This is a genomic window from Novosphingobium sp. Chol11, from assembly GCF_900218065.1.
In the GTDB taxonomy this organism is placed as follows: Bacteria; Pseudomonadota; Alphaproteobacteria; order Sphingomonadales; family Sphingomonadaceae; genus Sphingobium; species Sphingobium agri.
This window is the reverse complement of record NZ_OBMU01000001.1, coordinates 873,455-898,470: the sequence shown is the minus strand read 5'-3', so window position 1 is coordinate 898,470 and position 25,016 is coordinate 873,455. Positions and strand designations below refer to the sequence as shown.

The 25,016-nt window shown below is 62.7% G+C and carries 27 protein-coding genes and 1 tRNA gene; 8 read left to right on the top strand and 20 right to left on the bottom strand.

What is annotated here, in order from left to right; translation table 11 throughout:
* Nucleotides 1-46 precede the first annotated feature (46 nt).
* Nucleotides 47-1,693 (top strand): alkaline phosphatase family protein, encoded by a 1,647-nt coding sequence (locus NCHOL11_RS04515; protein ID WP_097091254.1) that lies wholly within the window; start codon nt 47-49, stop codon nt 1,691-1,693.
* Nucleotides 1,694-1,695: 2 nt separating this feature from the next.
* Here NCHOL11_RS04515 and epsC read toward each other — a convergent pair whose 3' ends face one another.
* The 8 genes from epsC to NCHOL11_RS04475 form a co-directional block, all read right to left on the bottom strand.
* Nucleotides 1,696-2,703: a serine O-acetyltransferase EpsC gene (gene epsC / locus NCHOL11_RS04510; protein ID WP_097091253.1), complete on the bottom strand. Its 1,008-nt coding sequence runs from the start codon at nt 2,701-2,703 to the stop codon at nt 1,696-1,698.
* Between the two features lie 129 nt (nt 2,704-2,832).
* Complete coding sequence (locus NCHOL11_RS04505) at nt 2,833-4,134, bottom strand: ATP-binding protein (RefSeq protein ID WP_097092724.1); 1,302 nt, start codon at nt 4,132-4,134, stop codon at nt 2,833-2,835.
* An 8-nt stretch (nt 4,135-4,142) separates the two neighbouring features.
* Nucleotides 4,143-4,853 carry a response regulator gene (locus NCHOL11_RS04500; RefSeq protein WP_097091252.1) on the bottom strand — a complete coding sequence of 237 codons (711 nt, stop codon included), beginning with the start codon at nt 4,851-4,853 and terminating at the stop codon, nt 4,143-4,145.
* Between the two features lie 195 nt (nt 4,854-5,048).
* On the bottom strand, nt 5,049-5,891 hold the full coding sequence (locus NCHOL11_RS04495; protein ID WP_097091251.1) for a TorF family putative porin: 843 nt from the start codon (nt 5,889-5,891) through the stop codon (nt 5,049-5,051).
* A 289-nt stretch (nt 5,892-6,180) separates the two neighbouring features.
* On the bottom strand, nt 6,181-7,677 hold the full coding sequence (locus NCHOL11_RS04490; RefSeq protein ID WP_097091250.1) for a SulP family inorganic anion transporter: 1,497 nt from the start codon (nt 7,675-7,677) through the stop codon (nt 6,181-6,183).
* Nucleotides 7,678-7,680: 3 nt separating this feature from the next.
* Nucleotides 7,681-8,379 carry a carbonic anhydrase gene (locus NCHOL11_RS04485; RefSeq protein WP_097091249.1) on the bottom strand — a complete coding sequence of 233 codons (699 nt, stop codon included), beginning with the start codon at nt 8,377-8,379 and terminating at the stop codon, nt 7,681-7,683.
* Between the two features lie 127 nt (nt 8,380-8,506).
* Nucleotides 8,507-9,217 (bottom strand): response regulator, encoded by a 711-nt coding sequence (locus tag NCHOL11_RS04480; RefSeq protein WP_097091248.1) that lies wholly within the window; start codon nt 9,215-9,217, stop codon nt 8,507-8,509.
* A complete protein-coding gene (locus NCHOL11_RS04475; protein ID WP_097091247.1) occupies nt 9,214-9,651 on the bottom strand; it encodes a hypothetical protein in 438 nt (145 codons plus the stop codon). Before NCHOL11_RS04475 ends, NCHOL11_RS04480 begins: the two co-directional genes overlap by 4 nt.
* 264 nt (nt 9,652-9,915) lie before the next feature.
* Here NCHOL11_RS04475 and NCHOL11_RS04470 point away from each other — a divergent pair, with 264 nt between their 5' ends.
* The 3 genes from NCHOL11_RS04470 (at nt 9,916) to NCHOL11_RS04460 (ending at nt 13,681) form a co-directional block, all read left to right on the top strand.
* Complete coding sequence (locus NCHOL11_RS04470; protein ID WP_097091246.1) at nt 9,916-11,016, top strand: glycosyltransferase family 4 protein; 1,101 nt, start codon at nt 9,916-9,918, stop codon at nt 11,014-11,016.
* A 10-nt stretch (nt 11,017-11,026) separates the two neighbouring features.
* A complete protein-coding gene (locus tag NCHOL11_RS04465) occupies nt 11,027-13,246 on the top strand; it encodes an amylo-alpha-1,6-glucosidase (protein ID WP_097091245.1) in 2,220 nt (739 codons plus the stop codon).
* A gap of 99 nt (nt 13,247-13,345) precedes the next feature.
* A complete protein-coding gene (locus tag NCHOL11_RS04460; RefSeq protein WP_255254708.1) occupies nt 13,346-13,681 on the top strand; it encodes a TM2 domain-containing protein in 336 nt (111 codons plus the stop codon).
* A gap of 86 nt (nt 13,682-13,767) precedes the next feature.
* Here NCHOL11_RS04460 and NCHOL11_RS04455 read toward each other — a convergent pair.
* The 3 genes from NCHOL11_RS04455 to NCHOL11_RS04440 all read right to left on the bottom strand — a co-directional run bounded on the left by NCHOL11_RS04455 (nt 13,768) and on the right by NCHOL11_RS04440 (nt 15,541).
* Nucleotides 13,768-13,844, bottom strand: a tRNA-Arg gene (locus tag NCHOL11_RS04455).
* 1,202 nt (nt 13,845-15,046) lie between these two features.
* Complete coding sequence (locus tag NCHOL11_RS04445) at nt 15,047-15,241, bottom strand: hypothetical protein (protein ID WP_097091243.1); 195 nt, start codon at nt 15,239-15,241, stop codon at nt 15,047-15,049.
* Nucleotides 15,242-15,253: 12 nt separating this feature from the next.
* Nucleotides 15,254-15,541: a hypothetical protein gene (locus tag NCHOL11_RS04440; RefSeq protein ID WP_097091242.1), complete on the bottom strand. Its 288-nt coding sequence runs from the start codon at nt 15,539-15,541 to the stop codon at nt 15,254-15,256.
* A gap of 95 nt (nt 15,542-15,636) precedes the next feature.
* On the opposite strand from NCHOL11_RS04440, the gene NCHOL11_RS04435 reads away from it, so the two are divergent.
* Nucleotides 15,637-16,293, top strand: coding sequence for an SOS response-associated peptidase (locus NCHOL11_RS04435; RefSeq protein ID WP_097091241.1), 657 nt, complete (start codon nt 15,637-15,639; stop codon nt 16,291-16,293).
* Here NCHOL11_RS04435 and NCHOL11_RS04430 read toward each other — a convergent pair.
* The 3 genes from NCHOL11_RS04430 to NCHOL11_RS04415 form a co-directional block, all read right to left on the bottom strand.
* Entirely contained in the window at nt 16,290-16,499 is a 210-nt protein-coding gene (locus NCHOL11_RS04430; protein ID WP_141397808.1) for a hypothetical protein, read from the bottom strand. The two genes, NCHOL11_RS04435 and NCHOL11_RS04430, sit on opposite strands and share 4 nt — an antisense overlap.
* Before the next feature lie 739 nt (nt 16,500-17,238).
* Complete coding sequence (locus NCHOL11_RS04420) at nt 17,239-17,727, bottom strand: hypothetical protein (protein WP_097091238.1); 489 nt, start codon at nt 17,725-17,727, stop codon at nt 17,239-17,241.
* Entirely contained in the window at nt 17,727-17,981 is a 255-nt protein-coding gene (locus tag NCHOL11_RS04415) for a phage terminase large subunit family protein (protein WP_369680243.1), read from the bottom strand. The genes NCHOL11_RS04420 and NCHOL11_RS04415 overlap by 1 nt, the downstream gene beginning before the upstream one ends.
* Before the next feature lie 35 nt (nt 17,982-18,016).
* Here NCHOL11_RS04415 and NCHOL11_RS04410 point away from each other — a divergent pair, with 35 nt between their 5' ends.
* On the top strand, nt 18,017-18,751 hold the full coding sequence (locus NCHOL11_RS04410; RefSeq protein WP_097091237.1) for a tyrosine-type recombinase/integrase: 735 nt from the start codon (nt 18,017-18,019) through the stop codon (nt 18,749-18,751).
* Between the two features lie 112 nt (nt 18,752-18,863).
* Here the strand turns inward: NCHOL11_RS04410 and NCHOL11_RS04405 are convergent, their stop codons facing one another.
* Genes NCHOL11_RS04405 through NCHOL11_RS04390 form a run of 4 tightly spaced genes read right to left on the bottom strand, consistent with a single transcriptional unit; the run spans nt 18,864 to nt 21,224 of the window.
* Entirely contained in the window at nt 18,864-19,340 is a 477-nt protein-coding gene (locus NCHOL11_RS04405; protein WP_097091236.1) for a DUF1178 family protein, read from the bottom strand.
* Nucleotides 19,337-20,167 (bottom strand): carbon-nitrogen hydrolase family protein, encoded by an 831-nt coding sequence (locus tag NCHOL11_RS04400; protein WP_097091235.1) that lies wholly within the window; start codon nt 20,165-20,167, stop codon nt 19,337-19,339. Before NCHOL11_RS04400 ends, NCHOL11_RS04405 begins: the two co-directional genes overlap by 4 nt.
* 5 nt (nt 20,168-20,172) lie before the next feature.
* Nucleotides 20,173-20,430 carry a glutaredoxin 3 gene (gene grxC, locus NCHOL11_RS04395; protein WP_097091234.1) on the bottom strand — a complete coding sequence of 86 codons (258 nt, stop codon included), beginning with the start codon at nt 20,428-20,430 and terminating at the stop codon, nt 20,173-20,175.
* Between the two features lie 44 nt (nt 20,431-20,474).
* On the bottom strand, nt 20,475-21,224 hold the full coding sequence (locus NCHOL11_RS04390) for a ComF family protein (protein WP_097091233.1): 750 nt from the start codon (nt 21,222-21,224) through the stop codon (nt 20,475-20,477).
* A gap of 45 nt (nt 21,225-21,269) precedes the next feature.
* On the opposite strand from NCHOL11_RS04390, the gene NCHOL11_RS04385 reads away from it, so the two are divergent.
* Nucleotides 21,270-22,118: a class I SAM-dependent methyltransferase gene (locus NCHOL11_RS04385; RefSeq protein WP_097091232.1), complete on the top strand. Its 849-nt coding sequence runs from the start codon at nt 21,270-21,272 to the stop codon at nt 22,116-22,118.
* Between the two features lie 78 nt (nt 22,119-22,196).
* Here NCHOL11_RS04385 and NCHOL11_RS04380 read toward each other — a convergent pair whose 3' ends face one another.
* Nucleotides 22,197-23,165, bottom strand: coding sequence for a diacylglycerol/lipid kinase family protein (locus NCHOL11_RS04380; protein WP_097091231.1), 969 nt, complete (start codon nt 23,163-23,165; stop codon nt 22,197-22,199).
* Between the two features lie 6 nt (nt 23,166-23,171).
* Nucleotides 23,172-23,666: a DUF2141 domain-containing protein gene (locus tag NCHOL11_RS04375; protein WP_097091230.1), complete on the bottom strand. Its 495-nt coding sequence runs from the start codon at nt 23,664-23,666 to the stop codon at nt 23,172-23,174.
* Between the two features lie 136 nt (nt 23,667-23,802).
* On the opposite strand from NCHOL11_RS04375, the gene lptF reads away from it, so the two are divergent.
* Nucleotides 23,803-25,014 carry an LPS export ABC transporter permease LptF gene (gene lptF / locus NCHOL11_RS04370; protein ID WP_097091229.1) on the top strand — a complete coding sequence of 404 codons (1,212 nt, stop codon included), beginning with the start codon at nt 23,803-23,805 and terminating at the stop codon, nt 25,012-25,014.
* The last annotated feature ends 2 nt before the right edge of the window (nt 25,015-25,016 follow it).

The window sequence follows — 25,016 nt, the reverse complement described above, 5'->3', positions numbered from 1 at the left end:
GGTCCGCAGGGTTGCGCCGTCAAGGCGCCAGAAGGGATTGGAAAAGATGTTAGGGAAAGTGCTTCATACCCTCCTGCTGCTGGCGCCCCTGCCCGTGCTGGCGCAACCGGCAGCACCGACGGGTTCCGGCACGCCGCCCCGCCTGATCATCGCCATCTCCGTCGACCAGTTTTCCGCTGATCTCTTCAGCGAATATCGCCCTTATTACACGGGCGGTCTGAAGCGATTGAGTGGGGGCGCAGTGTTTCCGCGCGGCTATCAAAGCCATGCCGCGACCGAAACCTGCCCTGGCCACAGCACCATCCTGACGGGCAGCCGCCCTTCCCGCACGGGCATCATCGCCAATAGCTGGATCGATCAGAAGGCTGGCCGGGCCGACAAGACGATCTATTGCGCGGAGGATGAGAGCCAGGCGGGCAGCAGCAGCTCCAACTATGTCGCCTCCCCCATCCATCTGCGCGTGCCCACGCTGGGCGAGCGCATGAAAGCGGCAAATCCGGCAACCCGCAACATCGCCATCGCTGGCAAGGATCGCGCTGCCATCATGATGGGCGGCGCAAAGGCGGACCAGATCTGGTGGCTGAGTTCCAAGGGCTATGTCAGCTATCCCGGCATCGCCACGCCGCCGCTGGTCGCGCGGGTCAATGAGATATTCCAGCAGCGTTTGGCTGAGCCCAATGCCGGGTTCGAACTGCCTGCGCAATGCGCCGCGAAGGACTTTCCGGTGCGGGTGGCGCCGGATCGCACGGTGGGTACGGGACGCTTCGAAAGGCCCGCAGGCCGCTATGATGCGTTCCGCGCGTCGCCTGAACAGGACGCGATGACGCTCGCATTCGCGGCGGCCACGATCGAGACGATGGGCCTTGGCAAGCAGCCCCAGACCGACATCATCTCCATCGGACTTTCGGCAACGGACGTCATCGGTCACGCCTATGGCACGGAAGGAACGGAAAGCTGCATCCAGGTCGATCGGCTGGACCGCGAACTGGGCGCCTTCTTCGACCGGCTCGATCAGCAGGGTCTGGACTATGTGGTGGTCCTGACGGCGGACCATGGCGGCCATGACCTTCCCGAACGCCACCAGCAAAATGCCATGCCGATGGAGCAGCGCGTCGACCCGGCGCTGCTGCCCGGCGCGCTTGCAAAGGCCGTGGCCGCTCGCACCGGAACGGAGGCAAAGGGGCTTATCCTGGGCGATGGGCCCTCGGGCGACCTTTATTTCAACCTTGGGCTGACGCCTGCCCAGCGCGCCAAGGTGGAAGCAGCGACCCTCGCGCTGCTCCGCGCGCATCCCCAGGTGGAAGCCGTGTTCACCAAGGCGCAGCTTGCGGCCACTCCCTCGCCTTCGGGGCCGCCGGAAAGCTGGAGCCTGATTCAGGAGGCGCGCGCCAGTTTCAATACCGAGCGGTCGGGCGACCTTCTGTTGCTGCTGAAACCCCGGATAACGCCGATCACCGACCCCTCGCACGGCTCCGTCGCCACCCACGGCTCTCCCTGGGACACGGATCGCCGCGTCCCTATGCTGTTCTGGCGCAAGGGGATGCGCTCCTTCGAACAGCCGTTGGGGGTCGAGACGGTGGACATCATGCCGACGCTTGCCGCGCTGATCGGCTTACCCATACCCCGGAGCGAGATTGACGGCCGGTGCCTGGACCTGATCGCCGGGCCAGAGGATAGCTGCGCCGGGAGATAAGGTCAGATATTCTCCGCGAACCCATCCCGCTCCGCGTCGACCAGAGCATGGACGCGGTGCGGGGCGGAGACTTCGACCCGGCTGGTCACTTCATATTGGGCCTTAGCCTGGCGGACATTGCTGTTCGCGGGCACGCTGTCGGTCAGCCAGACATTGCCGCCGATGACTGAGCGGCTGCCGATGATAATGCGGCCGAGGATCGTTGCACCGGCATAGATCACCACGTCATCCTCTAAGATCGGGTGCCGGGGCAATGCCTTGGCAAGCGCGCCCCTTTCGTCAGCGGGGAAGCTGCGCGCACCCAGCGTCACGCCTTGATATAGCCGCACCCGGTCTCCCACGATCGCCGTTTCGCCGATCACCACGCCGGTCCCATGGTCGATGAAGAAGCTGCGGCCGATCGTCGCGCCCGGATGAATGTCGATGCCGGTGCGCGAATGGGCGATTTCCGAGATGATGCGCGCTACCAAGGGCGCGCCCAGATCATAGAGGCGATGCGCAAGCCGGTGATGGATGATCGCCAGCATCGACGGGTAGCAGATCAGCACCTCATCAACGCTGCGCGCGGCGGGATCACCCAGAAACGCGGCTTCCACGTCCGTGTCCAGCAATTCGCGCAGACCCGGCAGGCTTTGGGCGAAGTTGCCGATGATTTGCGACGCTTCACGATCGATCTCGGCCGCTGGGCTGCCATGCATGGCGTAGAGCAGTTCAAGGCGGATCTGACCGTAGAGGCGGCTGAGCGCCGTCTGCAACGTCTGCGCCACAAAGGCATTTTCATTGTGGATGCGCACGAAGCTCGGCCCCAGGCGGAGCGGGAAGAGTGCGCCGCAGAGCGAACTCATGATCTTGGCGAGATTGGCGCGCGAGGGAAAACCTTCAGCGCCATATTCGGCATGATGCTGCTGCGCTTCCCGCCAGCGGGTGCGCACCGCCCCAAGATCGCTCACGAGCCGGTCGAGGTCCCAATAGCCTTCCACCACCGGATCTTCTTCGCCTTCTGCCGTCATATACGCCTCTTGTTCCACAAGGGGTGGCATAGACCGCGATCGGGCTGTTCGGTAAACGAGTTTTGCTTGCAGCCCCGAAGCTTCTCTTTTCGCCGGAGGGGGCTACTTGCTGCAGTGGAAGGGAGCCGCTTACTCCAGAGGCAGGCGGATTTCGGCGCTCAGTCCGCCGGTCGGCCGGTTGGCCAGGATGAGCTCGCCATCCTCCTGTTCCACCGCCTTCGCGACGATCGCCAGGCCCAGACCCAAGCCCCTTGTGTTGCGCCCGCGCGCCTCGTCGAGCCGGGCAAAGGGCTTCAGCACCTCTTCCATCTTGTCTTCCGGGATGCCGGGGCCGTCATCTTCCACCCGGATCAGCACTTTGCCGGTGCGGCGCTCAACGGTCACATAAGCCCGCTGCCCATAATGAAGCGCATTTTCCACCAGGTTCATGACCGCGCGGCGCAGGTGGAGCGGCCGGGCATTCATCTCCAGATGATCGGGCCCTTCATAGCTGACATCCGCGCCCTGATCCTGAAAGGCGTCGACCACGGTCGCCACAGTGACGGCAACATCCGCCCGGACCGGAGCCTCGCCGTTCTTTTCTCCGCCCAAGAACGCGAGCAGGGATTCGATCATCGCGCCCATTTCCGCCAGATCTTCGGCCATGGCGTCGCGCGCTTCGTCATCCTGGATGGCCTCAAGACGCAGTTGCAGGCGGGCGAGCGGCGTGCGCAGATCATGTCCGACCGCCGCCAATGTCTCGGTCCGTTCCGTAATCAGGCGGTGGATGCGCTTCTGCATCGCGTTGAACGCGCGGATCAAGTCCCGCACGTCACTGGTGCCACCCTCCGCAACCACGACCTCGTCGCTGAGGCCGATATGCTCCGTCGCCTTGGTGAGGTCCTTGAGCGGCGCGAGCGTCCGCCGGATCATCATCGCGCCCGCCACCATCAACGCCACGAGCGGGATGAGCGCCAGCCCCATCCGGCCGATAGTGAAGGTCCATTGGCCCCCGGTGTGGCGCATGCCGAAATAGAGCCAGCTGCCATCAGGCAGCTGCAAGCCGCCATTGATCTGCGAACTGCGGCCCGGTGACGCCAGGCGCAGCCACAGGCTGGACTGCTCAAGGCTTGGTTCCCACGCGATGATCTGGCGCCGCATGCGTTCCAGCTCCGGCGCGAGTGCAGGCGGCGGCGGGGATGCGGGTGTCCAGTGCACGTCGTAGCGGTCGGTGGTGAGCTGGATGGCCATGGCGTGCCGCTCGCCCGGCGGCTGCTCCGTCACCAGCTTGCGCGCGATCACCAGATGCTCGGCCAGCCGCCGGGCTTCGTCATCCTGCAGGGACAGGTGCCCCGCCCGCTCGTAAATCAGAGTCCCGACGGCGAATTCGAGCGTCAGCGCCAGCAGCAGGATTGCCAGAAGCCGTCCAACCAGGCCTACCGACCGGCTCACATGCAGCCTCAAGCCCTACTGACTTCCGCGTTGAACATATAGCCCACGCCACGCACCGTGGTGATGGGCGCTGCCGCGCCTTCGGTCGAAAGCTTGCGCCGCAGGCGGCTGACAAGCACGTCGATGCTCCGGTCGGAACTGTCGCCCATGCGGGTGCGCGACAATTCGATCAAGCGCTCGCGCGCGATGACGCGCTGCGGATGGCTGAGGAACGATCCGAGCAGGTCGAATTCGGCGCCGGTGAGGTCCACGATCGCGCCGGTGGGCGAACGCAGTTCCCGGCGGGGGAAGTTCACGATCCAGCCGTCGAAGCGCGCTTCATTTTCCCGATGTTCGTCAGGGCCGCGCTCAACGCCGACACGGCGCAGGATCGCCCTGATCCGCGCGATCAACTCGCGGGTGCCAAACGGCTTGGGCAGATAGTCGTCCGCGCCGAGTTCCAGCCCGACGATGCGATCGGTCTCACTGCCCTTCGCGCTGATGAAGATGATGGGAACGTCGCTTTTGCGCCGGATCTGGCGGCAAAGATCGATGCCGTTGGTGCCGGGCAGCATGACATCCAGCACGACCAGATCGACCGGTCCTGCGTCAAAAGCGACCCACATTTCCGGGCCCGAAGAGGCAGGGCGGACCTGATAACCATGTTCCTGAAGCGCGCGCGCGGTCAGCGTACGCAGCGGCGGATCGTCTTCGACAAGTATGATCGTGGGAGCGGTCATGCCGGAAAGGGTGCGCAACGGGAACGGCTCATGCCGTTCGGGATAGAGAGCGCTGCCAAGGGGGTCAACCGATGCTTGCCCCAGAAACCCTTGGAAACAGGTTCAGCAATATTTTGTCATGCCGGGGACATTCTTCCCCCGAAATCATGCAGATTATCATGCCGGGCCCGCATATGAGGGCCCGGCATGCTTCCGTCAGAAGGCGGCCGTAAGGGAGAAGACCACCTGGCTGCGGGCGATCGACTTGCCGAAATTGTCGCCGTCCTGAACCATGAAGTTCGGGCGGATGTAGTTTTCTTCCGAACGCTTGATGTCGGTATCGACATAAGCAACGCCCAGCGTCAGCGGGGTGCCGGGGATCGCGAGGTCAGCGCCGATCAGCCAGTCGAGATACTTGCCCGTAGGCGCGATCGACGTGCCGTTCGGGCCAAGGCCGGGGTTGCCGTCCGAATAGCCCAGATGCGCCTTCAGCGTGAGCGGGGTTTCGGGGATGGAACCGCTGATATCACCCCAGATGTAGAGATTGTCTTCCTTGTCACCCGGATTTGCGACGGTGCAGGCCGCATCGCTGCACCAGTTGCCCAGAGCCTGCTGCTTGGGCGCATAGGCGACGCCGAGCAGACCCTTGACCGGACCAAGCTGGCTGGAAAGCTTCACGTAGGGCTCGGCGAAGTCGGTCTTGTCCGCGCCCGACGGGTACATGTACCAGGTGAGACCAACGTCCAGCGTTGCGCCGCCAAGCGGAATGGCGTAGCCCGCGAACAGATCGAGTTCCATGTTGGCGCCGCCGAACTGGCCCCAGCCAGCAAGGTTCGAAGCCCATGCGCCGGCATAGGCGCCGCTTTCGTGCGTGGCGGTGATGCCCCCCTGAATGGCCATGCCCTGGTCAGTCTGAGACACGCCGCGGAAACGATAATCGGAAACGAGCGCGACGCTGCCCGATACGGTGACGGGTCCTTCGGCTTCTTCCTGGGCAAAGGCCGGGGCACTCGACAAGAGGGCGAGAGCCGCACAGGCGATCTGGTATTTCATGAACATTCCCCTTTTTCGGTAAGAATGTTCCGTCCTGCGTCCGCGCTGGTTCTTAGGTCGTCTTGCCTGCGATTACCGGCGGATTGACAGCAGGCTATGTCGCGCCGTCCGAAAGCGGAATGGCATTTTACTGCACCTGCGAAGGCAACAGCAAAAGCGTGCCGCAAAAGGCACGGTTATTGTCCATATTCATTCTGAATATGTCTGTTTCGTTTCTATATCGCACATGGATGTAAAAATGCCGCCGCGCCTCGGAAGGGGCGCGGCGGCCACGTCGCCTGACGGGGGTGACAGTTCAGGCGGCTAAATTGCGCAGGCGCCCTGCGGCACCTGACAGTTCGACACTGGTCCCGGCACCCCGACGCCGATCCATCCATTCCCGCACCATTTCGGCACAGGTATGGTCGATGTGCAGCAATCGCTCGACATTCAGGATGACAGGGCGCTCGGCAGGAACCGCTTCCAGCTTCGCCGACAATTTCGGCAAGGTCAGGAAGGTCGCGGTGCCATGCAGGGCCAGCTCATGCGTATCGCCGCGCTGCTCGTCGTCCATGCCGAGCTTCAGGCGGCGGGCATGGGGCAGCAGTTCCAGAAGGGACAGGCCGATGCCCACCAGCACGCCGGTCAGCAGATCGGTAGCCACGACCATGATCAACGTCGCGGCCCAGACAACCACCGGCAGCGGACCATAGCGGTGCAGCAGGTGCTTGGCATGATCCAGGCTGACCAGCCGGACACCCGTCACGACCAATATGCCTGCGAGCGCAGCCATCGGGATTTCGCGCAGCAGCCAAGGCAGCAACGCGACGAAGCCGAGTATCCAGAAGCCGTGCATGATCGCGGACAGCCGGGTCTTCGCGCCAGCCTGGACGTTGGCGGAGCTGCGGACGATGACGCCGGTCATCGGCAAGGCACCAGCCACGCCGCACAGCAGGTTGCCGACACCCTGGGCGCTCAGTTCCCTGTTATAGTTGGTCCGCACGCCATTATGCATCCGGTCCACCGCGGCCGCGGACAACAGCGTTTCCGCGCTGGCGATGAAGGCGATCGCGACGGCAGTGGTGATGATCGTGGGGTTCATCAACTGCTGAAGCAGACCCTCGCCCGGCAAGGTCACCGCCGCCACGATGGATTCGGGCACCACGACGCGTGCCACCGGCAGGCTGAACAGGAATGCCACCAGCGTCGCCAGCACGACGCCGACCAGTGCGCCGGGCAGCAGCTTCATGGAAGCGGGGCGGATCTTTTCCCAACCCAACATCCCGCCGATGGTGACAAGACCGATGGCAAAGGCAGTCGCTGCGTCCTGATTGCTGAGGCCGAAGATCTGGCCCGGCATCGCAACGAGGTTGGCAAGGCCGCTCGACAACGGCTTGTCATCGAACAGGACGTGGAACTGACCGACGACGATGAGGACGCCGATCCCCGCCAGCATGCCGTGCACGACCGCAGGCGAAATGGCGCGAAACCATCCGCCGACGCGCAGGAGGCCGGCGACGACCTGGATCGCGCCCGCAAGGATCAGGATCGGGCCGAGGGCGGACAGCCCCTGTTCGCGCACGATTTCGAAGACGATGACGGCAAGGCCTGCCGCAGGGCCGCTGACCTGCAGGGGAGAACCCGCCAGCAGACCAACGATGATGCCGCCGATGATGCCGGTGATCAGGCCCTTTTCCGGTGGCACGCCGGATGCGACCGCAATGCCCATGCAGAGCGGCATCGCCACCAGGAACACGACGATGGAAGCAGTCAAGTCGCGGCTGAAAGTGCCGCCGGAAAGAGCTTTCAACATGGTTTACTCCGCAGCCACGGCGATGCTGGTTTCGCCAGCAAGGCGGCGCGACTGCGCCTGAGCGACGGGAAGCGGCTGGCCTTCACGCATGGCGACGAACCGTCCGGTTTCGCCATCGAGCCCAAGCACCTGACCCGCATGGATATCGACATACCAGCCGTGCAGCGCGATTTCCCCGCGCGCCATGCCCGACGCCACCGACGGATGGGTGCGCAGATGGTTCAGCTGCACCACGACATTTTCAAGCGCCATGTTGCGCAGCTTTTCAGCGTCGCTGAGGTCGGACGGGTAGCTTTCCCGGCACACCTTCTGCGCGGCGTGCGAATGGCGCAGCCAAGCGGCGACATTGGGCATCGACGTCAGGTCGGCGTCAGTCGCCAGCGCCTTCATCGCGCCGCAATCGCTGTGACCGCATACGATGATGTCGCGCACGCCCAGAACCATGACGGCATATTCGACCGTCGCGGTGACGCCGCCCAGCTGACTCGCATGCGGGGGAACGATGTTGCCCGCGTTGCGGCACACGAACAGATCGCCCGGATCAGCCTGCATGATATGTTCCGGCACGATGCGGGAATCGGCGCAGGATATCATCAGCGCCTTGGGGCTCTGCCCATGGCTGGCAAGCTGGTTGTAGAGCGCGCTCTTCTTCGAAAAGACCTGGCTTTCGAAACTGAAGACGCGACCGATAAGCTCGTTCATCGTGTCTATCCTTCTTTACTGGTTGCCGGTCAGGGCGACAGACCGGCGTAGTTTGAAGGATAGGAACGGCCCTTTGCTGCGTCGCAGCGCTTTTGTTAAATATTATGTCTGACTGGATTTTCTGCCGTCACTGCCGTTCAACGGCGGCGCTCAGCATATATCCGGCGCCCCGGACAGTGACGATCGGGGCTGGCCTGCCGCCAACGCTGAGCTTCCGGCGAACGCGGCTGACCAGCACATCTATGCTGCGGTCAGATGACGGCGCGTCGCGAACTCCAGCCAATTCCATCAACCTAAGGCGCGGGATCACCGTCTGCGGATGATCCAGCAACACTTGCAGCAATGCGAATTCAGCCGCCGTGAGTGCGATCAGCGCGCCCTCCCCGTCCCGCACCTCGCGCCGGGCGAAATCGACCTGCCATCCATCGAACTGCGCGAGGGTGCTGGCTCGCAGGCCGATAAGCCGGTCTTTCTTGCTGCGGCGCAGCACCGCGCGCAGCCGGGCGGCAAGTTCCCGGTTCGAATAGGGCTTGGCCATATAGTCATCAGCGCCCAGTTCCAGCCCGACGACCCGGTCGACCTCGCTGCCACCCGCGCCTACCAATATGATCGGAATGTCGCTCCGTTCCCGGACGTCCCGGCACAGGTCAAGGCCATCGGCACCGCGCAAGGCGGCATCCAGCACCAACGCGCCTACCGGCACGGCCTTGATCGCGTTGAATATGTCGGATGCCGATCCGGCGGGCAGCGCGCGAAAGCCGCTCTGCTCCAGATATTCGCGTACCTGCTCGCGCAGATCCGGCTTTTCCTCGGCAATCAGGATCAGGGGTGCGCTCATCCACCCTTCACTGACAGGCTGTGGAGGGGTTGGAGTTCTCCTGAAACGGTTGCGCTGTCCTGCTGTGCTACCATCAGCGCCTCGGCCGCGGTCGACCGTGCATAGCGATCCATCTCTGCATCTATTTGGCTGCGCGCACTTGCGCAGGCGCCGGCATAGCTGCCCGACAGCGGCGTGAAGCGGTGGATGGCTTTGCCCAAGGCGGAAACAGCACGCCCTTCCGAATTGACCGTGCGAGCGACGCCGACATTCGCTTGCCAACGGCAAACGGGCGTCGCGGAACGCGTGGCAAAGCGCGGCTCCACTTGCTGGAAATGAACCGTCGATATCGTCTCGTAGCTGGCGCGATATCGCGTGGCGCCGTGGCTGATGTCCGCGCTGTGAACAGGAGCGGTCAAGGTCAAGGCTGCGGCTGACGCAATGATGGGAAACATCCGAACCAACTCCTGCCGACGAAAGACAACCGGCTCACGCATAAAAGGCGCGAATGTCTCTGAAATTTGCCGAATGTTACAAATTGTTGCTGGAGGGCTTTGAAAGGCATGTCCCGCATTGCTGACGGCGCACCGTTCCGCGGTACGTCCTTGAACCGCGACTGGCCGTACAATCCTATGCAACCGAACCAACATTTAAGTTTTTAACCCACGTCAACGGCTCCGTGCCGTGGCGGCTTTCAAGTCCAATGATGGGGTTACCGAATGAAAATCGCGCAAATCGCTCCACTGGCCGAAAGCGTGCCGCCAAAGCTCTATGGCGGAACCGAGCGTATCGTTTCCTATCTGACCGAGGCGCTGATCGACCAGGGCCATGACGTGACCTTGTTCGCCAGCGGAGATTCCATCACGCGCGCGGAACTGGTTCCGGTGACGGACATGGCGTTGCGGCTCAATCCCCATGTCCGCGATCCCATCCCCTATCACATGATGCTGCTCGATGCCGTGCGCCAACGGGCCGACGAATTCGATGCGCTGCATTTTCACATCGATCTGGTCCACATACCGATGTTCCAGGACATCATCGGCCGGTGCATCACCACTCTGCATGGGCGGCTGGACCTTCCCGATCTGGTCCCCTTCTACCAGACCTTCCCCAACCACAGCCTGGTGTCCATTTCCGATCATCAAAGGCTGCCGATGCCGCCGGTGAACTGGGCGGGGACGGTCTATCACGGTCTTCCCGCCGATCTGCTGCCGCCCAAGATCGCCTGCGACGATGGCTATCTCGCTTTCCTGGGGCGCATATCGCCTGAAAAGCGGCCCGATCGCGCGATCCGCATCGCCGCCCGCTCAGGCAAGCCGCTCAAGATCGCCGCAAAGATCGACAATGTGGACAAGGGATATTGGGAAGCGGAGATTGCGCCGCTCCTCAGCCTCTATCCCAACATCGATTTCATCGGAGAGATCAACGAAACGCAAAAAGCGGAATTCCTTGGAGGCGCCAGCGCACTTCTGTTCCCGATCGACTGGCCAGAGCCGTTCGGCCTCGTGATGATCGAGGCGATGGCCTGCGCCACGCCCGTTATCGCCTTCCGCTGCGGTTCGGTGCCGGAGATCATCGACCATGGTGTGTCCGGCTTCATCGTCGATACCGAGGATCAGGCAGTGGAAGCCGTGTCCCGGCTCGGCGAACTTGATCGCAGCGCCGTGCGCGCCGCCTTTGACGCACGCTTCACGGCAGACCGGATGGCGGCAGGCTATGTCTCGCTCTACCATGCTCTGCCCGGCGCACGAACCGATGCCGCAAGGCTCCGCCGCGAGCGCGGGGACGAAGCGGAACTTCATTTGCAGGTAGTCGGATAAGGAGCGTTGCATGACAGTGAGCCAGTTGCAGCCAGAAGCCTTGGCAGCCGAACCGGCAAAGTCCCTGTCCCAGCAGCAGACCCAATTCTTCATTCCGGCCACAGCTTCCCTGCACGAGCGGAGGCCGCGAACGTTGAAGCATGGCGACAGCTTTGCGGTGTTCGATCATAGCGGCGACGCGATTGCCGGGCCCGGCAGTCCGGAGGGGCTGTACCACCGGGACACCCGGCACCTGTCGCACCTGTACCTGACGATCAATGGGCAGCGGCCGATCCTGCTGAGTTCAGCGCTGCGTGATGACAATGCCATCCTGACATGCGACCTCACCAACCCGGATTTTCCGGGCGACGATGGCAGGGTCGCGGTGGAACATGACCTGATCCATTTCCGCCGCACCCGGTTTCTCTGGGAATCCGCGATCCATGAACGGATCACGATCCGCAATTTCGATGCCGAAGCGCGAACCGTGCGGGTCGACGTGGGCTTTGCCGCCGACTTTGCCGACCTGTTCGAGATACGTGGCATGACGCGGCTGCGGAAAGGATCGATGAAGCCGCCGGTGCTTGGCGCCGCAGACGTTCTGCTCGCCTATGAGGGGCGAGACGCAAAGACGCGCGAAACCCATATCTGCTTCGATCCGCAGCCCCAGGAACTTACCGAAAGCCACGCCGCCTTCGAAATCGTCGTGCCAGCCGGTGAACGGCGCACCTTGTACATGCGGATCGCTTGCGAACGTGTGGAACTCGCGCCCGAACCCTTCTCGCGTCAGTTCCTGAAAGCCCTTCGCGAATCCATGCAGTCGCTGAAACAGGCACGGGCGCGGGGCGCGACGGTGCGATCGTCCAACCCGCTGTTCGATGAGGTTACGCGCCGCTCAGTCGCGGACATCACGATGCTGTCCACCGATACTGAATATGGCCCCTACCCTTACGCCGGCATCCCATGGTTCAGCACCGTGTTCGGGCGTGACGCGATCATCACCGCGCTGGAGACGCTCTGGCTGGATCCGGCGATGAGCCGTGGCGTGCTGGGCTATCTGGCCAAGCATCAAGCGACGCAGTTTGATCCCGCTGCCGATGCGGAACCCGGTAAGATCCTGCATGAGGTGCGCCATGGCGAAATGGCGGAACTGGGCGAAGTGCCCTTCCGCCACTATTATGGCAGCATCGATTCCACTCCCTTGTTCATCATGCTCGCGGGCGCGTATCTGGAGCGCACCGGGGACGTCTCCTTCGTCACGAGCCTGCTCTCTAATATCGAAGCGGCACTGCTGTGGATCGACGATCATGGCGATCGGGACAAGGACGGCTTCGTCGAATATGGCCGCCTGACGGACCAGGGCCTTACCAATCAGGGCTGGAAGGACAGCCATGATTCCGTTTTCCACGAAGACGGTTCGATCGCCCGTGGACCCATCGCCCTTGCCGAGGTTCAGGCCTATATCTACGGGGCCTGGAAAGCCGCCGAAGTCATCTACGCCGCGCTCGGCGATGCTGCGCGCGGGCTGGACTATGGGTCGAGGGCGGATCGCCTGCGCGACCATTTTGACGATGCCTTTTTCGACGCGCAACTTGGCACCTATGTGCTCGCGCTCGACGGGGAAAAGCGGCCATGCCGTGTGCGTTCGTCGAACGCTGGCCATGTGCTCTTCACTGGCCTGGCAAAGGAAAACAGGGTGGAGTCCGTGGTCCGGACGCTGATGGCGCCAGCCTCCTTTTCCGGATGGGGCGTGCGCACCATCGCCTCCACCGAAGCGCGGTACAATCCGATGAGCTATCACAACGGGTCGATCTGGCCGCACGACAATGCCCTCATCGCGGCGGGCTTTTCACGCTACGGCTACAAGCGGGAGGCGGCACAGATATTCGAAGGGCTGTTCGCGGCGGCCACCTATGTCGATCTCATGCGCCTGCCGGAACTCTTCTGCGGATTCCCGCGCCGCCGTGCACAGGGCCCAACCTTCTACCCCGTCGCCTGCAGCCCGCAGGCATGGTCAGCCGCCGCACCTCTCTCCCTCATCCAGTCGAGCCTTGGGATCGGCTTCGATGTGGCCGGGCCGGAAATCTCCCTGCGCGAACCGGCCCTTCCCCGTTTTCTTGACGAACTGAGGCTATATGGCCTGCGCGTGGGGGAAGCGTCGGTTGACATCGCCTTTGACCGGATGGGCGACAAGGTGGTCGTCAAGCCGCTCGACCGAACCGGACCTGCGCGGGTCGTGACGATTTCCTGATACGTCCGCCGGGCTGAGCGGTGAGATTTGCGTTGACGTAACGTCCGGGAATCGCGGTATATGGCGGCTTCGCTTGGGGAGCGAAGATCAGGGGGAATGATGACCATCGAAGCAACGGCTCCGGCTGTCGAACAGCCACATGCTGGCCGTCTTACCGATACGCAGCGCATGCTTATCGAGCAGCGGATCACCAATGAAAAGCCATCGACGGGAGCGGCTTATCTGCTCTGCTTCTTTCTTGGCGGCTTTGGCATCCACCGATTTTATCTAGGTCAAAAGGGCACCGGTGCCGTGATGCTGATCCTTGGCCTCACAATCATCGGTCTCATCATCTCAGGCCTTTGGGCGTTCATCGACCTGTTCCTCATTCCGGGTATCATCCGGGAGCGTGTCGACACGCTGCGCCATCGCATGACGATCGAAGCCATGGCGTGAATGAAGGGGGCCGCCTGCTATGGCAGCGCGGCTCACCACATCCGGTTGGTAGCGCCAACCGCAATTCTCTCCGTTGTTTGAAGAAGTGGTGCGCCCAACAGGATTCGAACCTGTGGCCTTCGGATTAGGAATCCGACGCTCTATCCTGCTGAGCTATGGGCGCACACCTGAAAGTCCAAGCTTTCCGGGCGTTTTCGTTAGTGACCTTGGCCGCCGCCGTCAACTGATCCCGGAACGAAGCGGCTACCTGCGGCACATCGCGGCACAATCTGGTCACAAAGCCCGGCACATTCATCAGCGACGATCGCAGCTACAGGCTCTCATGCTGCTTCGGTCGCATGCGAAGGCAAATTCGGGATTAGGTTGAGGGGGGTGCGCGGGAAAAGCGTTACCTCCGTTACATTGGCGGAAATCAGCCGTTTTTGCCGTTACTTTTCCGTTACCTTTCTGTCACCGGGTAACGCCTCTATAAGGTTACAAATGACATAAAAAATATCATTACATATCAATGAGGTAACAGAACTTGCCCTCAATAGTGACGAAAGGTAACGGCTGATACGTCACAATAAAAATAAGTCTTTTCAACAATTTAGCCGGGGAAATGGGGAAAGGTGACGGAGGTAACGCTTTTCCCGATCCCACCCCGTCTCCTCGAACGAAAATCGGCAGAAATCCGCCGTTCGCTGGCTGGTCACGATCTGAAAAAAATGCATCGGCGGACCTGAACCGCTGCAGCCTTCACGAAGTGCCGGTCCACCGAAGGTCCAGCGCTGCATCCAAGGCGCTTTAGGTGCAAAATTTCCATAGGAAGAAGGAGCGGGCGGGGCGTGGGGGCAAGCGCGGCGCGCATCACCGGATCGAGGTCCGATCTGTGTCGAACCAATCGTTCCGCGCGCCTGAGTGTATCCGGGTGTCTCGCCCCCTTGGGTGAGGCGGTGAAGCAGAGGGCGAGACTGCACCGAGACGCGCATCCTGCGGCGCGGTTCCGGCCAGGTTCACCCTCTGAACCTGTTTACAACCCGCTTCCATTCGCGCTCATCAGGCATCGGCAGAGCAATCAGCCTGCCCGTGTACGGCCTGATCGCATCCAACCTTCGCGGCCTCACCTTTTCCCCCGTGGATTGTCGGCAGACGCGACACCACATCCTTGATCGAGCACTTCTGAAATCGTCAGGCCAGCCCTTGCGGTGGAAATGCCACCAGATGCCGTGCGGTTGAAACGCAGCGAAATGCCCGCAGCCACAACCAACCTTGACGGCATACCGCCAGGCTGCTGCTTCAAACAGACAGGTGGGAACCTTCAGGCCATCCAAATAGCGGGACACTCATCCCTCCACTCTGCATGCTGGCGCCCAACTTCGGCGCTCACTGATCCCAATTCACCTCCGCCCGAGCGAGCGCGGCAGCTTGGGTGTTATACCCCTCTGAGACCAGGTCATTGATCATGTCCTGAACTTCCCGAGGGTGCATCGGATCTCCGCGTTCGATCTGCTTCATCATGGCATTATATTCGCGCAGGACAGGGTCTCGGCCGCGCCGCGCGATCTCAATCTGGTCCATCGGCCTGCGCCCTTACATGACAAAGGCGCGGTCTTCGCCATCAACGAAGCTGCGAAACTCTTCAGCAGCCTCGATAAGCTCGGCCTCGGTGGGAACGGTCAACCCGCGCGAGATCGCCAGATCAACCGCCGCGCGGGCAGCGTCGACGTGGGAGAAATAGCCCTCACCTTGCCGCTCGTGGGTCGAGTGGGATTGAGGCTCAGCCCGCCGCACGGCCACGAACCATTTGCCGTCGCCAAACTCCAAATTCACGTCCGGATGCGATGAGCCGATGAATTGTGCGTGTCGTTCCTGCTGCATTTTCCGTCCTCCGATTCGATGCCCGATTGTAGAACGAAATGAGAACAAACGGGAGTCCGGTTGACTCTCGGCCTGTCGCTTCTCAACTTCTAGTCATGTGCAATCGAGCGGAACGCGGCGACACGCAGAAGGTGCTAAACCTGTTCGGCGCGCGCAAAGGCGCGCGCTTCAATGAAGGACCGCTCCAGATCCATCCTGCCCAGCCCGGTACTGTGATCCGCGTCGAGAATGGAGAGCGGGTGCTGGAGCAGATGACCTGGGGCTTTCCGCTCATCCAGAAGAGCAAGAAGACCGGCAAGCCGCTGAAGCCTAAGCCGGTGAACAACGCTCGCTTCGACAAGCTGCATACTTATTTCTGGAAGTGGGCCGCCTCCAAGCCGGAGAACCGCTGCCTGATCCCGACGGCGCGCTACTGCGAAGCCTGTGGCGAGCCCGGCTGCATGACCGAGACCTGGCTATCGGTGAAGGACCAGCCCATCTTCGCCTGGGCCGGGCTTTGGGCAAACAGCGACGAGTGGGGCAGTGTCTTCACCGGCGTAATGACGGACAACGCCCCGGACCTGATCGACATCCACGATCGCTCGCCCGTGATCATCGATCCAGAGGATTGGGATTTTTGGCTCACCGCGCCGCTTGAGGAGCTATACCGGCTTGACCGGCCCTATCCTGCCGATCGGCTGCGCGTCGAGCATACCGCCACGCCGTGGTTCCAGAGAAAGGCGGCTCCGGTCGAAGGGCCCACGCTGCTCTAGCAGCCCGCCTGCCGCTCGGGGTTCATCACCTCCGCCACGGCGTCGTAGCTCTCCTGAAGCTCGAGCTGGCGGCCGTCGGCGAACACGACCAGCGTTCCATCGTCACAGGGCTGGAAATAGTCGATCTGCTCCATATTGATTGAGACAGGGTTGCCGTCGTTGAGGGTGAACTCGGCGATCATTGGCGGCCCGGACTCGTTGGACATCTCTTCCTCCATCTTGGAACTAACCAACCGTGAGAGCGGCAGCGATGTTCCAAGGTAAACGAGAACTAACCAATGTAGCTGTTAAGCATACAAGGCGGTGAGGATCGATACGAGTATAGCGAAAGACATATTGATATTCCCGCTCCGCCATGATGCTATAGCCGCGCAGGTATCCTGCATTGCGACCCTAACTGGCCCCGCCCTTCGACGGCGGGGCTTTTTAGTGGCGGTGGCTTAATCCGTTCGATCAGAGAATCGATTACAGATAACCACATCGATAATTAGCGTCGGACAGCGAGTCACGGTAATGCAGCTTCGTCGGGCCGGGTTGAGGTTTGGGTCGCAATCGAAGCTTTTCTCGGTCCGGCACCGAGCGAACTATTGCACCGTCAGCGGCTCATGCCCGGGCTCATCATGATGCAGCACATCGCCAAGCTTCCGGCAGTCGAAAGCCTGCCCGCATTCAGGACAAACAATGAAGTGCTCCGCCTCGTCCTCCAGATCGGGGGCTGTGCATGGAAGCGCGTTTAGCTCCTCGCGTGAACGACCGTCGATCATAGGAACTCAAGCACTGTTGCATGCCGCAGCTTCTCTTCGCCCCGAAGGTGACGCACTCGCGCTCTCAGGCTCGGCTGCATCCACTGAGCGCCTTTTCGCTTGTCGATCTTGAGCGGGGGGGAGGGTCTCCGCAACAGCTCAGCAGTTTGCCAGAATTTCTCCCGCTCCTTCGCTGTGAGGGTCAGCATGGCGCCGCCGACATATTCGAGGCCGTGAGGTGTCTCGCGCGCACATAAGGCGGTGGTGGGGCCAATGCCCTGCTCTGTGCCGACGATGACGAAGTGATCCCCACCCGCGTATAAGCGGCGGGCGACGGCTTCAGCGTCATCGGCCGCCCCGCGATATTGTCGAGCCGCTCCAGATAGGCGTTGCCGAAGATCAGCCAGTCCAGGACCCAGCGCGAGAAGTCGCCCCGGCTCAACCAGCGCGAAGGCTTGAAGCTGCCGACCAGCAGGTTGCGCTTCAGGATGATCGCGCTCTGGTGATGGCTGACCATGCGATAGGTCTTGCCCAACATCGTCATCGGCACTGCCGGTTCGAACCAGCGCCCGTTATGGGCGACCTCGAACAGGTCGAATAGCTCGCGCCGGTCCAGCACGCTCTCTGGGTCGCCGAAGCTGAAAACGATCGGTTCGGCGGGCCTTGTCCCCTGCTCCACGACTTCCTGCATTACATGATCTCCACGGTTGAGCCGCCGCCGACAGGCTCGGTGATGTCGAGCGGTTCGAAGAAAAGGGCGTGCATGATTGCCCAGGCCAGATCGGCATGACCCGCGCCGCCCGCGCGGCTCGCCACATAGGTGACCTGCGTCCCGCCCTTGGTGATTTCCGGCCTGATCGCCATGAAGGCCTGCACCACGTCGAGCCAACCGGCATCGAATTGCAGGCGTCCGCTGGTGATGACGTTCTTCGCCTTACCGGGCAGCCCGGCGCGGTGGCAGCATCAAGGCAACCGATGACATGCTGGAGCGCAGCGCCTCATGGCGAGCCCGCGCGATCACAGACAAGGGCTTCATCGCGCCGATCCAACCTCAGTCTGTAAACCGCGACTTTGCCCATCTGCGCGCTGCGATGAACTGGGCCGCGAACATGCATGGCAAGATCATGCCGCGCATCAACTGGAAGGGCCTGAAAGCTAAGGAAGCGCCTTTCCGTGTCCGCTTTGCAAGCGGCGATGAATTCGCCGACCTGCTGCGCGCGGCTCACCCAGCCATGCGCGACATCATCCTGTGCGCTGTCACTACTGGCCTGCGCCGGGGTTCGATTTTCGCGATAGAATGGCATCAGGTGGACCTGCGCGCCTCAACCATCACTCTGCCGACCATGAAAGGCGGAAAGCCCCATGCTGTCCAGATCGCGCCTGTACTGCGCGCGGCTCTCGGCCGCACCAGGCCGAAGGACCGCAAAGGGCCGGTCTTCGACGCGACCAACCATAAGCGCCGCTGGGAACAGGCGGTGAAGGCCGCCGGTCTTGTCGACTTTCATTTCCACGATCTTCGCCACACCTTCGCCAGCTGGGCGAGGATCAACGGTGCCGACTTGCTCGACATCTGCGAGGCTCTTGCGCACTCCAGCGTCTCTGTGACGCAGCGCTATGCCCACATCAAACCGCACGCCACGACAACGGCTTTCGACCGGGTCGCTGAAGCCTTCGCGTCACATTCCGCGTCACAATCTAAGAAAAAGCGAGCATAAACGGCGGATTTCTTCCGTTTTCTGGCGCTCACATTCAGATTAGGAATCCGACGCTCTATCCTGCTGAGCTATGGGCGCCCGCTGGTGGCTCTATGCTGCCGATGCGGCGCGGTCAATTCTTCGCTTCGGGCGGCACGACAGGAAACAACAGCGGCGCGACCTCGACGCCTTCCGAAACCAGCGCGCGCGCTTCGTCGGGGGCGACTTCGCCGTGGATACTCGACCGCTCCTTCTCGCCATAATGCATGGCGCGGGCATGTTCGGCAAAGCCCCGGCCGACCCAGGTCGAATCTTCCAGGACCTTTGCTTGCGCCTGTGCCAGCGCCTGCACCATTTCGCGCATCCGCGCCTCGTCTCCTGCCATGGCGACCGGAGCGGTCGGCGCGTCCGCAGGCATCATTTCCGGCTTCCTGCTGTTCCCTTTTGCTGCGACGGCGGGCGCCATCAGCGCTTTCGACACCTCCGGATCGCCGCACATCGGGCACGCCAGCAAACCGCGGGCCAACTGATCCTCATAGTCCGCGCTGGACCCGAACCAAGCTTCGAACACATGGCCATGGGAATTGCATTTGAGGTCGAAGACAATCACGAAAGGGTCACGTCCACTGGAATATTTCGCCGGTTGGCGATCGCAGGCACCCGCCCGCGAACCTCCTCTACGCGCGACAGGTCGATGTCGGCAAGAGCCAGTCCCGCCTTCTCCTCCATGTCCAGCAGGATGTCGCCCCAAGGGTCGATGACCAGGCTATGACCATATGTCTCGCGTCCATCCTCATGGCGGCCCGTTTGCGCAGGCGCGATCACGAAGCAGCCCGCCTCGATCGCACGGGCGCGGAGCAGGACATGCCAATGCGCCTGGCCGGTCGGCACGGTGAAGGCCGCGGGCACGAGCAGCATCGTCACGCCCGAATTGGTGAGGGCGCGGTACAAGTCCGGGAACCGCAGGTCGTAACAGACCGACAAGCCCATCCGGCCCCATGGCGTATCAACTGCCACAACCTTTTCGCCTGGGCGGTAGACCGCTGACTCGCGCCAGCTTTCCCCTGTCGCCAGATCGACGTCAAACAGGTGGATCTTGTCATAACGGGCGCGGATCTCACCCTTGTTGTCGATCACGAAGCTGCGATTGACCCAGCGCTCGTCGCCATCCTCTTGCCTGAGCGGCAATGAACCAAGATGCACCCAAAGGCCGTGCCGGGCCGCAGCTTCGCGCACGGTCGCCAACACCGGATCGTCGGCTTCGCTCCGCAATGTTTCCGCCGCCCGCGCGCGGTTGCGGTCAAGATAGCCCGCCATTTCCGGGGTAAACAGCATATCCGCGCCTTGCTCGGCCGCTTGGCGGACAGCTTCGACGATGGCCGCCGCATTCGCCGCGGGATCGATCCCGCTCGTCATCTGAAGGACGGCCGCGCGCATGTGGCTTACACGCCCAGCAGCGGGTCGAGCTTGCCCTGACGATCCAGCGCCGCCATGTCGTCGCTGCCGCCGATATGCCTGCCGTCGATGAAGATCTGCGGCACCGTGGTCCCGCCATTGGCGCGATCCAGCATTTCGCTGCGCTTGGGCCCACCCATCGTGATGTCATATTCGTCAAAGGCGACGCCCTTGCCTTCCAGCAGCGCCTTGGCCCGCGCGCAATAGCCGCACCATGCCTTCGTGTAGATTTCAACCTTCGCCATTCGATACTCCTTGCGCGCTGAAATTGTGGCTGGGCAAGCCTTTGTCAATCAGTGCCTTCGGCGCCTTCCGGCAAAGCCCGCGCCCAGCACAACAGGTGAACGCTGGACGCGCCGCCGCGTTTCAGCACCCGGGCGCAGGCGGCGGCGGTCGCGCCGCTGGTATGGACATCGTCGATCAGCAGAACCGCCCTGCCCTTGACGCCATGCCCCTTCGCCAGCGCAAAGGCGCCCGCGACCGCCTTGGTCCGCTGCCGCGCATGCATGCCGCGCAGGGGCTGCGTCGCGCGGATGCGGAGCAGCGCATGCTTGTCCACGACGAGCCCCGAAGCTTTGCCAAGATGGTCCGCAATCAGCGCCGACTGGTTGAAGCCCCGCCACCACAAGCGCCAGCGATGCAGCGGCACCGGGACGATTACGGGCGGCGCTTCGAATGGGGGCAAGCGCCGCACCATATGCCGCGCGATCAGCCGCGCGAGGCCGATACGCCGCCCATATTTGAGCTTGAGCGCCACATTCCGCGCAATGTCGCCATAGGCCAGCACCGCGCGCGCGCTGTCGAACGGCGGCGGCTCGGCCAGGCAAGCGCCGCATGCCGCGTCGCTGCCCCGGTCATGCTCGAACGGCACGCCACATCGCGCGCAGCATGGTTCGCCCAGAAAGCGCATCCCGCTCCAGCAGGTCAGGCAAAAGGCGTCGTCGGCCTCGACGATAACGCCGCATCCGGGACAACGCGGCGGCAGCGCATAATCGAGCGCTGGGCGGACAGCGCCCTTGAGAAGGGAAGCGAGATGCATGATCTCCCTTGTTCCCGCTCCCGCTCCAATGCACAAGGCCCGCCAATGACCCAGCCCGACATCTTCGATCGCCAATTGCGCGCCAGGCGGCGGGACCGGATGATGCCGCGCTTTTCCGAGCATGACTTCCTTTACCGCGCGATGATGGACGAATTGCTCGACCGGCTCGCCGATGTGCAGCGCGAACTCCCCGAAACCCTTGTCATCGGCTGCCCGGATGGCAGCGCCCGCGCCGCCATGGAAGCGAGGGGCAAGAAAGTGGTGTGCGCCGACCCCGGATTTGCCGCAGCCCGCGCGCAAGGCGGGGTGCAGGCGGAAGAGGACTCGCTGCCCTTCGCCGACGACAGTTTCGACCTCATCATCGCCTGCGGCACGCTCGACAGCGTCAACGACCTGCCCGGCGCGCTTATCCTGATGCGGCGCATCCTACGGCCCGATGGCCTGCTGCTCGCGGCCTTTACCGGCGCGGGCAGCCTTCCGCGCCTGCGCGCCGCGCTGATGACCGGGGAGGGCGATCGGCCCGCCCAGCATATCCACCCGCAAGTGGACGTGCGCGCGGCAGGCGACCTTTTGAGCCGCGCGGGTTTCGCCATGCCGGTCGCCGACAGCGAGACGCTGACTGTGCGCTATGGCGACATAGTGCGCCTGATGCATGACTTGCGCGGCATGGGCGCGGGCAATGTGCTGGCGTCGCATCCTCCGGCTCTGCGCAGGGACGCGTTGATCGGGGCGAGCCAACATTTCGCCTCCGCCGCGGACCCGGATGGCCGCACGACAGAGGACATGGCGATAGTCTATCTAAGCGGGTGGAAGCCGGATCCGAGCCAGGCCCAGCCAGCCAAGCGCGGGAGCGCGACCGTTTCGCTGGCGGAAGCGCTCAAGCGGAAGGATTAAGGCCCTTTCAGTGCCTCTCAACTCCGTTCGGCCTGAGCGTCGAACGGTGATAAGAACTCTTAAGCAAGTCGTGTCACTCTACGCCGCCAACCGCAGGAAAGGCACCGGCTCCGTCGATCGCAGCACGATCGGCTTGCCTTCCGACGCTTCGAACAGCTCGCCGTCCAGGATGACGCTGCTATGGTCGCCCTCAATCCGAATGATGTCGCCCTGCTCCAGATGCACGCCCTGCACCTGCGACTTGCCGACCCGGCGCGTGATGCTTGCCCAGGCCAGCCGCATGAGCGCTGCCAGGCTCTGGTCCACCGCCATCAACTTCATGTTGCCGCGACGGCTGTCCCCCGCCTGCACGCCCAGCAGCAGCCGGTCGAGCGTCGTTACGATCAACACGGCAAAGCGCCCCGCCAGCTGCCCTTCCCGGATCAGCGAAATACGCACCGGATGGCTGGACTGCGGCAGGAACCGGGCGCGAATGCCGAAGATCAACGACACCAGCACCGCGATGACAGTCAGGAAATGGCTGATGCCGTTGGATAGCCCCAGAGGATAAATCTGATTGCGGCAGTAAAGCATATAGTCCGCAAGCCCCGCGCCGCCCAGGAACATGCCCAGCACCGGCCGCGATTCTGCCCGGCCGTCCGACAGGGCGATCAACTCGCGCGCCACTACATGATTGTCGACGCCTGCCTTGGCGATCTGGACTATCCGCTCCAGCGCCTTGATCGGATCGCCATGGATGCCAAGGTCGAGCGCAATCAGATTGGTCTTGCCATTGGGCAGCACCGCAATGGGCGGCACGCGCCCTGTGAAATGCTCGCCCTGGTACAACTCAGTCAGCGCGGCCTGCACCGTGCCGTCACCGCCGTTGATGACGATGACGACCGGATCGACCCGCGCGATGGTCTGCAACGCGCGGCCGATCTGGTCGACATGCTCAACCTCATAGTGAAAGATATCCGGGTTGCTGGCGCAATAGCTCCGCACGCGCGGTAGCGTCTGCCGGTTGCCCGTCGACTTGGGATTGGACAGAAGCGCGACCCGGACCATCGGAACTCACATATATTGAAGTTTAATGGTGATCCGCGTCACACCAGGCCCGACCTTGACGGCGGCCTTTTCGACCGACGGCTTGCCCAGGTTGAAGATGCTGATGGACGGATTGTTGGAAAAGCCGCCGCCATCGCGCGAAATGCTGGTCTTCCCGTCGCCGTCGCGATCATGACGCACCGCGATGGCATAGCGGCCCGGCTCCGGCACCGGCATGCAGAAGCGCATACCGCCATTGCTGGGACGCACTACGGTATCGATCCGGTTGAGCCATGCGCCCTTCGACAGCCAGGCATTCTTGGTGGCGGGATAGGATTGAACGCGAACCTTGCCGGTCGCCGCCGCGAAACCCCGGACATCGACCAGCAGCGCCGGTCCCTTCGCGGACTCGCCGCAACGAGCAAGGTCGTTTGCAATGACCTCGCTGTGAGCCAGCGCTGGGGCAGCCGCAAATATGGCCGCCACCGGCAGAAGACCCATCGCAACTTTGAACATGACCATCCAACTCCGTGAAGCTATAGCCGCCCGAGGAAACCGGACGGCGAGCCCCTGTTCGCCCCCGCGAACTTCATTTCCGTGATTCTGCTATGAGCGGGGTTTGCGGCCAAATCATGGTGATGGGACGACCACATAGAGAATGCTGACCGCCACCGACCGATATCTCGCCCGCCTGATAGCGCTGCCGATGCTTGGCACGCTGGTCATTTCCGCGATGCTGCTGGTGCTCGACAAGATGCTCAGCCTGTTCGATTTCGTCGCGGCGGAGGGCGGCCCAGTCAGCGTCGTGTGGCGCATGCTCGCCAACATGATGCCGGAATATCTGTCGCTCGGCATCCCGATCGGCCTGATGCTCGGCATATTGCTGGCGTTTCGCAAGCTTGCCCTGTCGTCGGAACTGGACGTGATGCGCGCGGTCGGCCTGTCCTACGGACGCCTGCTGCGCGTACCCTATATGTATGCGATCGCGCTTGCGTTGCTCAACTTCGGCATCGTCGGTTTCGTCCAGCCCCTCTCCCGCCACGCCTATGAAGCGTTGCGCTTTGAACTGCGCTCAGGCGCGCTCGGCGCTTCGATCAAGGTCGGGGAGTTCACCAATCTTGGCAAGCGCATGACCCTGCGCATCGAACGCAGCCTGGATGAGGGGCGCAACCTCCAGGGCATATTCGTCCGCGCCGCTGGCAAGGACGGGCAGACCGTCGCCGTGACCGCCGCGCAAGGAAGCTTCCTGGCGACGGATGACCCGGACACCATCATCTTCCGCCTGCGCGACGGCGTGCTGGTCAACGATGCCCCCAAATACAAGTCGCCCCGCATCCTGTCCTTCTCCAGCCATGACCTGCCGATCGACCTGCCGCAGATCGAGCGGTTCCGTGGACGCAGCGTGGACCGGGAAAAGACCATTCCAGAACTGGCCGTCATGGGTCACGACCCCGCGACGCCGGAGAAGCTGCGCAACGAAATCCGCGCCAATTTCCACTTCCGCCTGGTCGAGGTCGCGATGATGCTGTTGCTGCCGCTCGCCGCGCTCGCCTTCGCCATCCCGCCCAAGCGATCGACCTCCGCGCTGGGCGTGTTCCTGTCGATCGTATTCATCGTGACCTATCACAAGATCAACGAATATGGCCAAGGCGTCGGCGCATTGGGCAGGATCGACCCCATCATCGCGCTCTGGACGCCGTTCCTGCTGACCGCAGGGCTGATCCTCTGGATGTATCATGTCGTCGCGCACCGCCCCGGCGGCCAGCCGATCGGCGCGCTGGAATATGCCTTTGCCAAGCTTGGCAAGCAGGTCGCCAAACTGCTTCGTTTCGGGCGAAAGCGGACGGCCACCGCGCAGGGAGCAGCCTGACC

Coding starts and splice junctions, on each gene's coding strand:
- NCHOL11_RS04515 (WP_097091254.1), top strand. CDS start 47: ATGTTAGGGAAAGTGCTTCATACCCTCCTGCTGCTGGCGCCCCTGCCC.
- epsC (WP_097091253.1), bottom strand. CDS start 2,703: ATGACGGCAGAAGGCGAAGAAGATCCGGTGGTGGAAGGCTATTGGGAC.
- NCHOL11_RS04500 (WP_097091252.1), bottom strand. CDS start 4,853: ATGACCGCTCCCACGATCATACTTGTCGAAGACGATCCGCCGCTGCGT.
- NCHOL11_RS04495 (WP_097091251.1), bottom strand. CDS start 5,891: ATGTTCATGAAATACCAGATCGCCTGTGCGGCTCTCGCCCTCTTGTCG.
- NCHOL11_RS04490 (WP_097091250.1), bottom strand. CDS start 7,677: ATGTTGAAAGCTCTTTCCGGCGGCACTTTCAGCCGCGACTTGACTGCT.
- NCHOL11_RS04485 (WP_097091249.1), bottom strand. CDS start 8,379: ATGAACGAGCTTATCGGTCGCGTCTTCAGTTTCGAAAGCCAGGTCTTT.
- NCHOL11_RS04480 (WP_097091248.1), bottom strand. CDS start 9,217: ATGAGCGCACCCCTGATCCTGATTGCCGAGGAAAAGCCGGATCTGCGC.
- NCHOL11_RS04475 (WP_097091247.1), bottom strand. CDS start 9,651: ATGTTTCCCATCATTGCGTCAGCCGCAGCCTTGACCTTGACCGCTCCT.
- NCHOL11_RS04470 (WP_097091246.1), top strand. CDS start 9,916: ATGAAAATCGCGCAAATCGCTCCACTGGCCGAAAGCGTGCCGCCAAAG.
- NCHOL11_RS04465 (WP_097091245.1), top strand. CDS start 11,027: ATGACAGTGAGCCAGTTGCAGCCAGAAGCCTTGGCAGCCGAACCGGCA.
- NCHOL11_RS04460 (WP_255254708.1), top strand. CDS start 13,346: ATGACCATCGAAGCAACGGCTCCGGCTGTCGAACAGCCACATGCTGGC.
- NCHOL11_RS04445 (WP_097091243.1), bottom strand. CDS start 15,241: ATGGACCAGATTGAGATCGCGCGGCGCGGCCGAGACCCTGTCCTGCGC.
- NCHOL11_RS04440 (WP_097091242.1), bottom strand. CDS start 15,541: ATGCAGCAGGAACGACACGCACAATTCATCGGCTCATCGCATCCGGAC.
- NCHOL11_RS04435 (WP_097091241.1), top strand. CDS start 15,637: ATGTGCAATCGAGCGGAACGCGGCGACACGCAGAAGGTGCTAAACCTG.
- NCHOL11_RS04430 (WP_141397808.1), bottom strand. CDS start 16,499: ATGTCCAACGAGTCCGGGCCGCCAATGATCGCCGAGTTCACCCTCAAC.
- NCHOL11_RS04420 (WP_097091238.1), bottom strand. CDS start 17,727: ATGCAGGAAGTCGTGGAGCAGGGGACAAGGCCCGCCGAACCGATCGTT.
- NCHOL11_RS04410 (WP_097091237.1), top strand. CDS start 18,017: ATGCTGGAGCGCAGCGCCTCATGGCGAGCCCGCGCGATCACAGACAAG.
- NCHOL11_RS04400 (WP_097091235.1), bottom strand. CDS start 20,167: ATGCGCGCGGCCGTCCTTCAGATGACGAGCGGGATCGATCCCGCGGCG.
- grxC (WP_097091234.1), bottom strand. CDS start 20,430: ATGGCGAAGGTTGAAATCTACACGAAGGCATGGTGCGGCTATTGCGCG.
- NCHOL11_RS04390 (WP_097091233.1), bottom strand. CDS start 21,224: ATGCATCTCGCTTCCCTTCTCAAGGGCGCTGTCCGCCCAGCGCTCGAT.
- NCHOL11_RS04385 (WP_097091232.1), top strand. CDS start 21,270: ATGACCCAGCCCGACATCTTCGATCGCCAATTGCGCGCCAGGCGGCGG.
- NCHOL11_RS04380 (WP_097091231.1), bottom strand. CDS start 23,165: ATGGTCCGGGTCGCGCTTCTGTCCAATCCCAAGTCGACGGGCAACCGG.
- NCHOL11_RS04375 (WP_097091230.1), bottom strand. CDS start 23,666: ATGGTCATGTTCAAAGTTGCGATGGGTCTTCTGCCGGTGGCGGCCATA.
- lptF (WP_097091229.1), top strand. CDS start 23,803: ATGCTGACCGCCACCGACCGATATCTCGCCCGCCTGATAGCGCTGCCG.